Raw genomic sequence first — 12513 nt, forward strand, 5'->3', positions numbered from 1 at the left:
GACCGTCGGGTCGACCGCTGTCGGGTCGACCAGCGTCGGGTCGTCCGCTGTCGGGTCGGCTGCCGCCGGGTCGACCGGGGAGGCGGACCGGCCACCGGTCAGCCTGGCGGACTTCGCCGACCTGGCCCGGGCGACGCTCCCGCCCGGGATCTGGGACTTCATCGACGGGGGCAGCGGCGTCGAGACCACCCTGACCGCCAACCGGGCCGCCCTGGACCGGGTCGCCGTGCTGCCCCGGGTGCTCACCGGGGTGGAGCGACCCCGCACCGACGCGGTGCTGCTCGGCCGGGAACAGGCCCTGCCGGTGGCGGTCGCGCCGATGGCGTACCAACGGTTGCTGCACCCGGACGGCGAACCGGCGCTCGCGGCGGCGGCCGGCGCGGCCGGGGTGCCCTACGTGCTCAGCACGTTGAGCAGCACCCCGATCGACGAGGTCATCGCCGCCACCGACGGGCCGGTCTGGTTCCAGCTCTACTGGCTGCGCGACCGGGGGCTGGTCGCCGACCTGCTCGACCGGGCGCACACCGCCGGCTGCGCCGCGCTGATGGTCACCGTCGACGTGCCGGTGCTCGGGCGGCGGCTGCGTGACGTGCGCGGCGGCTTCGCGTTGCCCCCGGAGGTGACCACCGCCAACCTGCCCACCGGCCGGGACGACCTGGCGCACACCGGCACGCCCGGGGTGTCCGCCATCGCCGCGCACACCGAAGCCGTCTTCGCCCCCGCGCTGACCTGGGCGGACCTGGCCTGGCTGCGGGAGCGCACCCGACTGCCGCTGCTGGTCAAGGGCATCCTCGATCCGCGCGACGCGGTCCGCGCCGCCGACGTCGGGGTGGACGCCGTGGTGGTGTCCAACCACGGCGGCCGGCAGTTCGACGGGGCGCCGGCCACCGCCACCATGCTGCCCGAGGTGGTCGCGGCCGTCGGCGACCGGGTCGAGGTGCTGCTGGACAGCGGGGTACGGTCCGGCACCGACGTGCTGCGCGCGCTCGCCCTCGGCGCGACCGGGGTGCTGCTCGGCCGCCCGATGCTTTGGGCGCTCGCGGCCGGTGGGCGGTCGGGCGCGCGGGCCGCCCTCGACCTGCTCGCCGTGGAGTTGCGCGACGCGTTGACCCTGACCGGCTGCGCCGACCCGGCGCAGGCCCGGCGGCTGCGTACCCTGACCGGAGGCTGACCCGTTGGAGCATCTGGTGGACCTGGACCTGGCGACCCTGCACCCGGCGGTCGACGACCCGGCGCTGAACTCGATGAATTTCCTCAACGAGGTCTCCCAGCACTGGCCCGACGCGGTGTCGCTGGCCGCCGGCCGGCCCTACGAGGAGTTCTTCGACGACGACGCGCCGGGCCGCTGGCTGGACCGGTTCCGCCGGCACCTCGCCGACGACCTCGGGCAGGACCCCGAACAGGTCCGGCGCACCCTGTTCCAGTACGGCCGGACCAAGGGGATCATCCACCACCTGATCGCCCGCAACCTCGCCGTCGACGAGGACGTCCACGTCGACCCAGAGGCGGTGGTGGTGACCGTCGGCTGCCAGGAGGCGATGCTGCTGGTGCTGCGGGCGTTGCGGGCGGGCCCGGCCGACGTGCTGCTCGCCGTCGCCCCGACGTACGTGGGGCTGACCGGCGCGGCCCGGCTGGTCGACCTGCCGGTCCGGCCGGTCGCCGCCGGTCCGGCCGGGATCGACCTGGCCGACCTGCGGGCCCAGGTGCGTCAGGCGCGGGACGAGGGGTTGCGGCCCCGGGCCTGCTACGTGATGCCCGACTTCGCCAACCCCTCCGGCACCAGCATCGGGGTGGCCGACCGGCGGCGGCTGCTCGACCTGGCCGCCGAGGAGGACCTGCTGCTGATCGAGGACAACCCGTACGGCCTCTTCCCGGCCGGGGACGCCGACCGGGTGCCGACGCTGAAGGCGCTGGACACCCGGCGTCGGGTGGTCTATCTCGGCTCGTTCGCCAAGACGGTGCTCCCCGGCGCGCGGATCGGCTACCTGGTGGCCGACCAGCGGGTCGGTGGTGCGGACGGGGCGGTGGGGCTGTTCGCCGACCAGCTCGCCAAGATCAAGAGTATGGTCTCGGTGAACACCTCTCCGCTGGCCCAGGCCGTGATCGGCGGGGCGCTGCTGGAGCACGACTGCTCGCTGGTCGCCGCGAACCGGCGGGAGCGGGCCGCGTACACCCGCAACCGCGACCACCTGCTGGCCGGCCTGCGGCGACGTTTTCCGGCCGGCTCGCCGGTGCGCTGGAACGCCCCGGCGGGCGGCTTCTTCGTGGTGGTGACCGTGCCGTTCCCGGTCGACGACGTGCTGTTGCGTCGCTCCGCCGAACGCTACGGCGTGCTCTGGACGCCGATGGCGCACTTCTATGACGACGGCCGCCCGGTCGACGCGCTGCGGCTCTCGGTCAGCGCCGTCACCCCGGAGCAGATCGACCTCGGGCTGGACGGGCTGGCCGCCCTGATCACCGACGAGTTGACCCGCCGGCCCGCCCCCACCCCCTGACGGCCCGCCACCCTGGCCGCTCGGCTCCCCGCCGGACTGCCGGCCGAGGGAGGCGCCGTCGGGACCGACCCGCTGGGCCGCCTCTGTGGTCGGCCCACTTCCGACGGGACCGACACCCGGTGTCGCCGAGCCGCCACCTGCTGTGCTGTGCGACGGAAGATCCGGTGGCCATAATGGACGCATGATCGCTTGGGAGTACGCCCTGTTGGTCCGCCGTTACCAGGGGCAGGGACGCCAGTTCCACGTCTCGTTCGTCTGGTACGGCCCGGACGGCTCACGCACCGACGTCACGGCCTACGGCGACACCGCCGTAGCCCATCTCAACCGGGTCGGTCGGGAGGGCTGGGAGTTGGTCTCCGCCGCCGAGGACGTCAACAACGTCCAGGGCAGCACCGAGGTCCACCGCTACCACCTCAAGCGCCCCCTCCCCTGACCGCCCCCCGGTCCCCCCGGTCCTCTCGGCCCCCGGTCTCCGCCCCGCCCCCACCCTCCCGCTGTCCCCGGTCTGGGTCGGCGAGTTGGTGAGGGTCGGTGATCAAGAGGTTTGGGTCACTGGTGAAGGTTCTCGTGACCTAAACCTCTTGATCAACACGACGATGCGGGGCGGGGCGGGGGTCAGGTCAGGGTGATGGTGGGGTAGAGGGGGAAGGTGGCGAGGAGGTCGGTGGCCTGCTTGCTGATCTTGTCGGCGGTCGCCGGGTCGAGGACGTACTTGGCCTTCGACGGGGTGCCGTCGGCGTTGGCTCCCGGCGTGGTCTGGCTGAGCACGGTGTGGATCAGCTCGGCGGTGACGTCCATCTCGGCGGTGCCGAGGCCCCGGGTGGTCAGCGCGGGGGTGCCGATCCGGATGCCCGAGGTGTACCAGGCGCCGTTGCGGTCCTGCGGGACGGCGTTGCGGTTGGTGACGATGCCCGAGTCGAGCAGCGCCTGCTCGGCCTGCCGGCCGGTGAGGCCGTAGCTGGAGACGTCGAGCAGCACCAGGTGGTTGTCGGTGCCGCCGGTGACCAGGGTGGTGCCCCGGCGCAGCAGCCCCTCGGCGAGGGCCTGGGCGTTGTCGACGATCCGCTGGGCGTAGTCGGCGAAGTCGGGCCGACGGGCCTCGGCCAGCGCGACCGCCTTGGCCGCCATCACGTGCGGCAGTGGCCCGCCGAGCACCATCGGGCAGCCCCGGTCGACCTGGTCGGCCAGCTCCGGGCCGCAGAGCACCATGCCGCCGCGCGGGCCGCGCAGCGACTTGTGGGTGGTGGTGGTGACGATGTGCGCGTGCGGCACCGGGTCGAAGTCGCCGGTGAAGACCTTGCCGGCGACCAGGCCGGCGAAGTGCGCCATGTCGACCATGAAGGTGGCCCCGACCGAGTCGGCGATCTCCCGCATGATCCGGAAGTTCACCTTCCGGGGGTACGCCGAGTAGCCGGCGACCAGGATCAGGGGCTTGAACTCCCGGGCGGCCTCGGCGACCCGGTCGTAGTCGATCAGGCCGGTGGCCGGGTCGGTGCCGTAGCTGCGCTGGTCGAACATCTTGCCGGAGATGTTCGGCCGGAAACCGTGGGTGAGGTGGCCGCCGGCGTCCAGCGACATGCCCAGCATCCGCTGGTCGCCCAGCTCGCGGCGCAGCGCGAACCAGTCCGCCTCGGTCAGGTCGTTGACGTGGCGTACCTGGGCCTTCTTCAACGCCGGGGACTCCACCCGGTCGGCCAGGATCGCCCAGAAGGCGACCAGGTTGGCGTCGATGCCGGAGTGCGGCTGCACGTACGCGTGGGACGCCCCGAAAAGCTCCTTGGCGTGCTCGGCGGCGAGCGCCTCGACGGTGTCGACGTTCTGGCAACCGGCGTAGAAGCGACGACCGACGGTGCCCTCGGCGTACTTGTCGCTGAACCAGTTGCCCATGGTCAGCAGGGTGGCCGGGGAGGCGTAGTTCTCGCTGGCGATCAGCTTCAACGACTCGCGCTGGTCGGCCAGTTCCGCGCCGATCGCGTCGGCCACCCGGGGCTCGACGGCCCGGATCACCTCGAGCGCGCTGCGGAAGGCGGTGGATTCGGCGTTCAGCGACATGCGACCTCCAGGTGACGTGCGGAAGGCCCAGGCGCTCGGCGTGCGTCCTCATGACGGGGCCGCTTCCCGATGGTGATCCATCCCCACGCGCCAGTCACGGCCCGCCGACGATCCTACCGGGTGCCGTCCGGACCGCCTGTGCGTACCTCCGGTGCCCGCCGTCGGCCGGTTCTCCGATCGTGCGGAGATCCGGTGTCCCTGGACCGGATCGGGCGGCCGGCCACCGCCGTTGCGCGGTCGTCGGGGTGTTCCCACGTGGGGCGCTCGGCTGCGTACGATCGGCGGATGCTGGGGGAGGACACCGAGGGCAGTCTGGTCGCGATCAGCGACCTGCACGTCGGGTACGCGGAGAATCGTGCCCTGGTCGAGGCGCTGCGACCCGCCTCGCCACGGGACTGGCTGATCGTCGCCGGTGACGTGGCGGACACCGTGGCCGACATCGAGTGGGCGCTCGGCCTGCTCGCGGAACGCTTCGACACCGTCATCTGGGCACCCGGCAACCACGAGCTGTGGACCCCGCCGGCCGATCCGGTGACCCTGCGCGGGGTGGACCGCTACGAGCTGCTGGTGCGCCGCTGCCGGGAGTTGGGCGTGGTCACCCCGGAGGACGACTACCGGGTGTGGCGGGGGCCGGGCGGTCCCGCCCTGGTGGCCCCGCTGTTCCTGCTGTACGACTACAGCTGGCGACCGCCGGGGTTCGACACCCGGGAGGCGGCGCTGGCCGAGGCGTACCGGACCGGGATCGTCTGCACCGACGAGTTCCTGCTGCACCCCGACCCGTACCCGAGCCGGCAGGCGTGGTGCGCGGCCCGGCTGGAGGAAACCGCCCGCCGGCTGGCCGACCGCGACCCGGCGCTGCCCACCGTGCTGGTCAACCACTGGCCGTTGGACCGCCACCCGACCGAGGTGCTGCGCTATCCGATCTTCGCGCAGTGGTGCGGGACGGAGGCCACCGCCGACTGGCACCGCCGGTTCGCCGCCGCCGCAGTGGTCTACGGGCACCTGCACATCCCCCGCACCACCTGGAAGGACGAGGTGCGGTTCGAGGAGGTGTCGGTGGGCTACCCCCGGGAGTGGCGGCAGCGCAGCGTGGCCCCCGGGCGGGTACGGCAGATCCTGCCCGCGCCGACGGGCACACCGGCGACCCTCTGGTGAACCAGCGGCTCAGCCGGCGTCGAGGCGGGTGAGTAGCGCGTCGGTCACCGCCCCGAGGCGGCGGGCGGCGGCCGGATCGAGCGTCCCGGTCGACAGGGGCACGGGTCGGCCCCGGTCGCTGGCGGTCAGGGCGTCCGGCGGCGGTTTGTCGATCCACGCCACGATGGGGTGGACCGATTTCCCGACCCGCCTGGCGAAGACCGACGACGCCCGGATCACCCCACGGATCGGTGTCGGCAGGGTGGACAGGTCGCGGCTGCGGGTGAAGCCGGGGTGGTAGAGCACGTACCGGGCCCGCGCGCCGGAGCGTGCCGCGAAGTCCACCCCGAGCAGGTCGTTCGCCCGCCCGGCCTGCAACTGCGCGTCGACCATGCCGTACCTGCGGGTGACCGCCCCGGCGGGATCGAGAGGGGCCCGACCGGACGGTCGGGCCCCTCTGACGTACTCCGGTGCGGGTGTCGCCGGTCAGGTCAGGCGGTGATGGCGTGCCGGGCGCTCTTGATCGCCTTCGGGTCGCTGGGCGAGCGGGGCGCGTCCGGGCGCAGCGCGATCATCCGCTCGCCGATCTCCTGGAGCGGGTTGCGGCCGAGCGCCTCACGCACCTTCGGGAACCACTCCTGCTCCTCCTCCTCGATGTGGTGCTCGACGTTCTCGATCAGCACCGTGGTCTTGGCGACGAAGTGGTCGTCGGAGGCGTCCATCGCGGCCAACTCGGCGCAGAGCACGTCGGCGACGTGGTGCTCCTCGTACGACTCCAGGATGTCGTCCTCCAGGTCCGGGACGAGCTTGCGGACCTCCGGGTACATCACCTCGTTCTCGAGGTAGGTGTGCGTGGTGAGGGCTGCCACGATCTCGTCGACCAGCTTGCGGCGGCGACTGGCCGGCCCCTCCGGCCCCTCCTGCGCCTTCTCGAACTCGCGGAAGAGGCGGCGCATCTCCTTGTGGTCCTCTTTGAGCAGGACGATGGCGTCGGTGGACACCGGCAGACCTCCTTGATCGGCTGACGGGAATCCCGGTACCCCGGGATGAGCTGCGGAAACGGATCGCGGTCGACGAATGTCCGGGGGCGTCAGACGGTGGCGATGGTGTGCGGGATCTCGTCGAGCAGTTCGCGGGCGAGGAACCCGATCCGGCCGAACCGGGGCACCAGCCGCTGACCGCTGACCGCGTGCACCCACGCCGCCCAGCAGGCCGCCTGGGCCGGTTCCGCGCCCCGGGAGAGCAGTCCGGCGAGCAGTCCGGCCCGCACGTCGCCGCTGCCGGAGGTGCCCAGCCCGGCGTCGCCGCTCTCCTCCCGCCAGCCCTGGCCGTCGGGGGTGGCGATGTGGCCGTAGAGGGAGACCACCGCCTCGTACCGGCGGGCCAGTTCGCGGGAGTCGGCGTCCAGGTCGTCGCCGGGGTCCCGGCCGAGCAGGTGCCGGGCCTCGGTGAGGTTCGGGGTCAGCACCACCCGCCGGTCCGCGCCGACCAGCAGGTCCGGTTCGTGGCTGAGCGCGCCCAGCGCGTACGCGTCGAAGACCAGCGCCGTGCGCGGCCCGGCCGCCGAAAGGACCAGGCGCAGCAGCGCGCGGGTCTGGTCGATGTCGTTGAGGCCCGGCCCGACGGCGACCACGTCGGCCTGCGCGACCAGGTCGCCGAGCCGGTCGCCCGGGTCACCGGCGACCGCGCCGTCGTCGGTCTCCGGCAGGCCGACCACCATCGCCTCGGGCACCTGGATGCTCAGCGCGGCGGCGGTGGACTCGGCGGCGGCCAGTTGCAGCACCCCCGCGCCGGCCCGCAGCGCGGCCACCCCGGCCAGCAGCACCGCTCCCGGGGTGAACCGGGAGCCGCCGATCACCAGGACGGTGCCCCGGTTGTCCTTGCCGCCGGTCGGCACCGGCAGGGCCCAGTCGCGCAGCAGTCCCGGGGTGATGACCCGGGTGTCAGACCGGTTCGGCATGGATCTCGTCCTCCGTGGTGGGTGGGGCGCCCTGCGCGTGCAGGTGGGTGACGTCGTTGAAGATGTCCGGGGTGAGCCGGCCGGCGGCGTCCGCCGACCAGCCGGTCACCGAGCAGTTGGCGATCACGTGTTCCCGGGTCAGCCCCATCAGCTCCGCCTCGGACAGCCCTTCCACCAGGTAGCGGAGCAGGAAGACCAGGGCGTCGTGCCCGAACAGCAGCACCCGCCGCCCCTGGTGGTCGCGGCGCAGGTCGCCGAGGAGGGTACGCAGCCGCAGCGCCACGTCGGTCCAGGATTCGCCGCCCGGCGGCCGGTAGTAGAACTTGCCGAGCCGGTGCCGCCGGGCCGCCTCGTCGGGGAACCGGCGGGCCACCCCGTGCCCGGTCAACCCGTCGAGGATGCCCAGTTCGCGGTCGCGCAGCCGTTCGTCGACACTCGCCGGGATGCCGGTGTCGGCCAGCGCCAACTCCGCCGTACGCATCGCGCGCAGGTAGGGCGAGACGACCGCCACGTCGGGTCGGCGGTCCGCCGGCAGGCCGGCCAGCCAGCGGGCGGTGGCCCGTGCCTGCTGCTCGCCGGTGTCCGACAGCGGCACGTCGGCGTCCCGGTGGGTCAGGTCGATCAGCTCGGCGCCGTTCGACTCGGCCGCCGAGGCGGCGACGTTCGCCGTGCTCTCACCGTGCCGGACGATCCACAGCGCCCCCAGTTCCGCCATGGCCCCATGCCTACCCCCGCCCCGCCCCGGATAATCGCCCGCCCGACCGGCGCAGCGCCCTGCCGCCCCGCCCGGCCCCGCCCCGCCCCGCCCCGAGCGGGAGGGGTGCCCGCAATATCGCTGATGTAGCGGTATCAAAGGCCGACGGATACCGCTACATCGGTGACATGGAGTCGATCACGTGTCGCCGCAGCAGGGCGGCCATTGCCCTGCCGGTCCGGGTGGGCCAGCGGGCGGGCGGCGGGCGCTCGCAATGTCGCTGAGATAGCGGTATCGGAGCAGGCGGATAGCGCTGTTTCGGTGACATGGAGTTGATCATGCGGTGGCCTCGACGAGGAAGGCCCAGCCGTATTCCCGGGCGGCGTCGTCTCGGAGCGCCCGTCGTGCCCCGCTGGTCGGGGTGCCGTGTTCGTTGGTCCGGGGTCGGCCCGTCGCCGGTGGGCCGATACCCTGCCCCCGTGGACGGCGGGGCGGGCGGCGGGGCGGGCGGCGAACGGGTGGCGGCATCGCTCACCGGATGGCTGGCCCGGCTGGAGTTCACCGACCTGGGCACCGACGAGGTGACCGCGCGGATTATCGACGCCGTGCTGGCCTGGGCCGCCGAGCAGGGCTGGCGGTCCTACCGTCGGGCGGCGAGCGTGCTGCCGCTGCCCCCGCCGATGACCGACCGGCACTCGGTGCTGGACGTGGCGTGTGCCCGCCGGGACGGCCCGCCCGTGGTGATCGAGGTCGACCACACCGACCGGCGGCGCACCTGGGAGAAGCTCACGGCGGAGGCCGCCGCCGGCCGGGTGGTCCTCTGGGTGCGCTGGGGTCCGGGGCGGTTCGCCGTGCCGCCGGCACCGATCCACCTGGTCACCTGCGAGGTGTCCCGACACGCCGGGCCGGCGGGCGCGGGCCGCCGGCACAGCCGGGCCTCGGGTCCGGCCCGGCCGGCACCCGTCCACTCCGCCCGTGACGTCGACCCGGTCGTCGAGCCGCTGCCGCTGCCACCTGTCGAACCCGGTTCCTGACCCGGCAACGGCGGGGCCCCACGATCCGCCGCATCGGTCGGCGACGGCTGGCGGAGAAGGCGCGGACGACCCGGACGGTCCGACCACGCAACGGAGCCGGTGGGTCAGCGGCGGGCCGATGCGCGGCTACTCGAAGCGGGTCGGGTCGCCCGCGCCGTAGCGGACGATCTCCGGCTCGTCGGCGGAGAAGTCGACCACGGTGGTGGGCAGCGTGCCGCACTCGCCGGAGTCGATCACCGCGTCGATCGTGTGGTCGAGTCGTTCCTTGATCTCCCAGCCCTGGGTCATCGGTTCGGTCTCGCCGGGCAGCAGCAGGGTGCTGGACACCAACGGTTCACCCAGCGCCGCCAGCAGCGCCTGCGCGACCGGGTGGTCGGGGATGCGTACCCCGACGGTCTTCTTCCGGGGGTGCAGCAGTCGGCGCGGCACCTCCTTGGTCGCGGGCAGGATGAAGGTGTAGCTGCCCGGGGTGGCCGCCTTCAGCGACCGGAACACCGCATTGTTGATGTGCACGAACTGGCCGAGCTGCGCGAAGTCCCGGCAGACGAGGGTGAAGTGGTGCTTGCTGTCCAGGTGTCGGATCTCCCGGATCCGGTCGAGACCGTCCCGGTTGCCCAGTTGGCAGCCGAGCGCGAAGCACGAGTCGGTCGGATAGGCGATCAGGCCGTCGGCGCGCAGCAGGTCGACCACCCGGGCGATCGTCCGTGGCTGCGGGTTCTCCGGGTGTACGTCGAGATAGATCGCCATGGCGGCGAGCCTAGTGGGGCAGCGGCGGCGGTTGCCGGTGAGCCCGGAGCACGTCACGCGCCCAGGTCAGCATGTGGCAGCCGTCGTTGCCGCACTGGAAGCAGCGGCGGAGCGGTCGGGGCTCGTCCGCTGCCTCGTGGTGCTGGGCCAGCACCCGCTGCGCGGTCCAGAGGACCAGGGCGGGGGTGGCCGGTCCGTCGTCCATCGGCATGAGGGCCTCCCGTTGACAGGCAGGTCCGGGCACCGATCCCCGATCAGGCACCCGGACCGCTACCGGCAACCCGTGATTCGCTGAGCGTCACGAGCTGACACCGAGCGTAGAAGTATACAAGCATGAACGTCTAGGAACGTAGCTAAAAAACCCGTCTCGTTCTGGCTCGATTAGCGTCGTCTCATGATCGATCCAGACGGCCCGGTGCCGGTCTATCGCCAGGTGGCTGACATCCTGGCCGAGCGGATCGCCAAGGGTGATCTTGCGGCGCACCGGCCGATTCCGAGCGAAGCGGCGCTCGTGCAGGAGTTCGGGGTGGCCCGGGGAACCGCCCGCCGTGCCGTCGCGGAGCTTCGGGAGCGCGGGTTGGTCTACACCGTGCCGCAGCGCGGGACCTATGTCGGACAGCCCGAGGCGTGACCACCCCGCACCGAGAGGCGGGGCAGTATGGCCCACCCGGCTTCTCGATCGGGTGAGCTGCCGCAGGGTGTCGGGGGTGGCCGTTACCGTGTGAGCGTGGCGACGGCGGCCGAGGAGATCCAGGTGGGGGAGCGGCTGGTGCGCGTCTCCAGTCCCGACAAGCCCTACTTTCCCGAGCGCGGGCTGACCAAGCGGGACGTGGTCGGCTACTTCCTGGCCGTCGGCGACGGCATCCTGCGCGCCCTGCGGGACCGGCCGACGATGCTGGAGCGCTGGCCGCGCGGCGTGTTCGAGGGGGCGAAGATCGGCACCCGGCAGGACAACCGGGGTGACGCCTTCTATCAGAAACGGCTCCCGGCCGGTGCTCCCGACTGGGTGCGCACCGCACACCTCACCTTTCCCAGCGGCCGTACCGCCGACGAGGTCGCGCCGGGCGAGCTGGCGGTGGTGATCTGGGCGGCCAACCTCGGCACCCTGCGCTTCCATCCCTGGCCGGTGACGGCGGCCGACGTGGAGCGCCCCGACCAGCTCCGGATCGACCTGGACCCGATGCCGGGCGTCGGCTTCGACCAGGTGGTGCCGGTGGCGCACGAGGTCCGGGCCTTCCTCGCCGAGCTGGGCATGGTCGGCTACCCCAAGACCACCGGTGGGCGCGGCCTGCACGTCTATCTGTCCATCGAGCCCCGGTGGAGCTTCGGCGAGTGCCGGCGCGCGGTGCTCGCCCTGGGCCACGAGCTGGGGCGTCGGCTGCCCGACCTGGTCACCACCACCTGGTGGCGCGAGCAGCGCGACCGGCCGGTCTTCATCGACTACAACCAGATGGCCCGCGACCACACGGTGACCTCGGCCTACTCGATTCGGCCCACCCCGGCGGCGTTGGTGTCGGCCCCGCTGGAGTGGGCGGAGCTGGACGACGCCCGCCCGGAGGACTCCGACGTGGTGAGCATGCCGGCCCGGTTCGCCGAGCGCGGCGATCCGCACGCCGGCCTGGACGGCGACCGGTATTCGCTGGAGCCGCTGTTGGCGCTGGCCGACCGCGCCGGCCTGGCCGCCCCACCGGAACGCTGACCGACCGCTCGGCTGTCCCACCCGAACACGGACCGACCGCGCGGCCGCCCCGTCGGAACGCCGACCGACCGCACGGCCGGCTCGTCGCAGGGCTGACCGACCGGGTCGGGCGGCCGTCGCACCGGCCGGGCCGCCACTCAGGTCCAGGGGCTGCCGGCCCCGTCGAACTCGTCGAAGACCAGCCAGGTCCGGGTGGAGAGCACCCCGGCGATGCCCTGCACCCGGCTGAGCACCACGTCCCGCAGGGTGGCGTTGTCCGGCGCGCGGACCAGGGCCAGCACGTCGTGCTCCCCGCTGAGCAGCGCCACGTGCTCGATGTAGCGCACCCGGGCCAGCTCCGCCGACACCTCCCGCCAGGTGTTCTGCTGGATGGTCAGCGAGATGTACGCCGAGGTGCCCAGCCCGGCCGGCTCTGGTGCCACCCGGGCCCGGAACCCGGTGATCACCCCGTCGCGCAGCAGCCGTTCCACCCGGGCGTACGCGTTGGTGCGCGAGACGTGCACCCGCTCGGCGAGGGTACGCATGGACAGCCGGCCGTCACGGGTCAGCTCGTCGAGGACCCGTCGGTCCACCTCGTCCAGTGGGGTGACCGAACGTCCCGTTCCGCCCGGCGGGCCCGGTTGCGGCGTGGTCTGCTGGCTCATCAGATACTCCTCGGTAGGCCAATCGTCCCACGTTCAGCCCGGATGTTGAGTCAA

General features: G+C 73.0%; 15 protein-coding genes and 1 riboswitch. Of the genes, 7 read left to right on the forward strand and 8 right to left on the reverse strand.

Annotated elements, in window-relative coordinates:
- Window positions 1-103 precede the first annotated feature (103 nt).
- The 3 genes from GA0070216_RS25500 (at window position 104) to GA0070216_RS25510 (ending at window position 2928) form a co-directional block, all read left to right on the forward strand.
- Window positions 104-1171, forward strand: coding sequence for an alpha-hydroxy acid oxidase (locus GA0070216_RS25500; RefSeq protein ID WP_091251388.1), 1068 nt, complete (start codon window positions 104-106; stop codon window positions 1169-1171).
- Window positions 1172-1175: 4 nt separating this feature from the next.
- Entirely contained in the window at window positions 1176-2495 is a 1320-nt protein-coding gene (locus tag GA0070216_RS25505) for an aminotransferase-like domain-containing protein (RefSeq protein WP_245722721.1), read from the forward strand.
- Between the two features lie 181 nt (window positions 2496-2676).
- Window positions 2677-2928, forward strand: a complete 252-nt coding sequence (locus tag GA0070216_RS25510; RefSeq protein WP_091251241.1) for a hypothetical protein — start codon at window positions 2677-2679, stop codon at window positions 2926-2928.
- Window positions 2929-3110: 182 nt separating this feature from the next.
- On the opposite strand, the gene GA0070216_RS25515 is transcribed toward GA0070216_RS25510, so the two are convergent.
- Window positions 3111-4547: a glycine hydroxymethyltransferase gene (locus GA0070216_RS25515; RefSeq protein ID WP_091251242.1), complete on the reverse strand. Its 1437-nt coding sequence runs from the start codon at window positions 4545-4547 to the stop codon at window positions 3111-3113.
- 18 nt (window positions 4548-4565) lie between these two features.
- Window positions 4566-4655, reverse strand: a riboswitch (ZMP/ZTP riboswitch).
- Between the two features lie 177 nt (window positions 4656-4832).
- Between GA0070216_RS25515 and GA0070216_RS25520 the strand changes: the two genes are divergently transcribed.
- Complete coding sequence (locus GA0070216_RS25520; RefSeq protein ID WP_091251243.1) at window positions 4833-5702, forward strand: metallophosphoesterase family protein; 870 nt, start codon at window positions 4833-4835, stop codon at window positions 5700-5702.
- Between the two features lie 9 nt (window positions 5703-5711).
- Here GA0070216_RS25520 and GA0070216_RS25525 read toward each other — a convergent pair whose 3' ends face one another.
- The 4 genes from GA0070216_RS25525 to GA0070216_RS25540 form a co-directional block, all read right to left on the reverse strand.
- Entirely contained in the window at window positions 5712-6074 is a 363-nt protein-coding gene (locus GA0070216_RS25525) for a hypothetical protein (RefSeq protein ID WP_091251244.1), read from the reverse strand.
- 98 nt (window positions 6075-6172) lie between these two features.
- Entirely contained in the window at window positions 6173-6682 is a 510-nt protein-coding gene (locus GA0070216_RS25530) for a hemerythrin domain-containing protein (RefSeq protein WP_091251245.1), read from the reverse strand.
- A gap of 89 nt (window positions 6683-6771) precedes the next feature.
- Window positions 6772-7641 carry an NAD(P)H-hydrate dehydratase gene (locus GA0070216_RS25535; protein ID WP_091251246.1) on the reverse strand — a complete coding sequence of 290 codons (870 nt, stop codon included), beginning with the start codon at window positions 7639-7641 and terminating at the stop codon, window positions 6772-6774.
- On the reverse strand, window positions 7625-8356 hold the full coding sequence (locus tag GA0070216_RS25540) for a histidine phosphatase family protein (RefSeq protein ID WP_091251247.1): 732 nt from the start codon (window positions 8354-8356) through the stop codon (window positions 7625-7627). The genes GA0070216_RS25535 and GA0070216_RS25540 overlap by 17 nt, the downstream gene beginning before the upstream one ends.
- Window positions 8357-8814: 458 nt before the next feature.
- Here GA0070216_RS25540 and GA0070216_RS25545 point away from each other — a divergent pair, with 458 nt between their 5' ends.
- On the forward strand, window positions 8815-9369 hold the full coding sequence (locus GA0070216_RS25545; RefSeq protein WP_176739127.1) for a hypothetical protein: 555 nt from the start codon (window positions 8815-8817) through the stop codon (window positions 9367-9369).
- A gap of 126 nt (window positions 9370-9495) precedes the next feature.
- On the opposite strand, the gene GA0070216_RS25550 is transcribed toward GA0070216_RS25545, so the two are convergent.
- Window positions 9496-10116, reverse strand: coding sequence for an L-threonylcarbamoyladenylate synthase (locus GA0070216_RS25550; RefSeq protein WP_091251248.1), 621 nt, complete (start codon window positions 10114-10116; stop codon window positions 9496-9498).
- 10 nt (window positions 10117-10126) lie between these two features.
- Window positions 10127-10327: a hypothetical protein gene (locus GA0070216_RS25555; RefSeq protein WP_091251249.1), complete on the reverse strand. Its 201-nt coding sequence runs from the start codon at window positions 10325-10327 to the stop codon at window positions 10127-10129.
- 183 nt (window positions 10328-10510) lie between these two features.
- Between GA0070216_RS25555 and GA0070216_RS25560 the strand changes: the two genes are divergently transcribed.
- Together GA0070216_RS25560 and GA0070216_RS25565 are read left to right on the forward strand one after the other, a co-directional pair.
- Window positions 10511-10747 (forward strand): GntR family transcriptional regulator, encoded by a 237-nt coding sequence (locus GA0070216_RS25560; RefSeq protein ID WP_091251250.1) that lies wholly within the window; start codon window positions 10511-10513, stop codon window positions 10745-10747.
- A gap of 96 nt (window positions 10748-10843) precedes the next feature.
- The gene (locus GA0070216_RS25565; RefSeq protein ID WP_091251392.1) at window positions 10844-11815 is read left to right on the forward strand and encodes a DNA polymerase domain-containing protein; all 972 of its coding nucleotides are present in this window, start codon (window positions 10844-10846) and stop codon (window positions 11813-11815) included.
- Between the two features lie 137 nt (window positions 11816-11952).
- Here GA0070216_RS25565 and GA0070216_RS25570 read toward each other — a convergent pair whose 3' ends face one another.
- Window positions 11953-12459, reverse strand: coding sequence for an Lrp/AsnC family transcriptional regulator (locus tag GA0070216_RS25570; RefSeq protein WP_091251251.1), 507 nt, complete (start codon window positions 12457-12459; stop codon window positions 11953-11955).
- Window positions 12460-12513: the final 54 nt, after the last annotated feature.

The organism is Micromonospora matsumotoense, from assembly GCF_900091525.1.
In the GTDB taxonomy this organism is placed as follows: Bacteria; Actinomycetota; Actinomycetes; order Mycobacteriales; family Micromonosporaceae; genus Micromonospora; species Micromonospora matsumotoensis.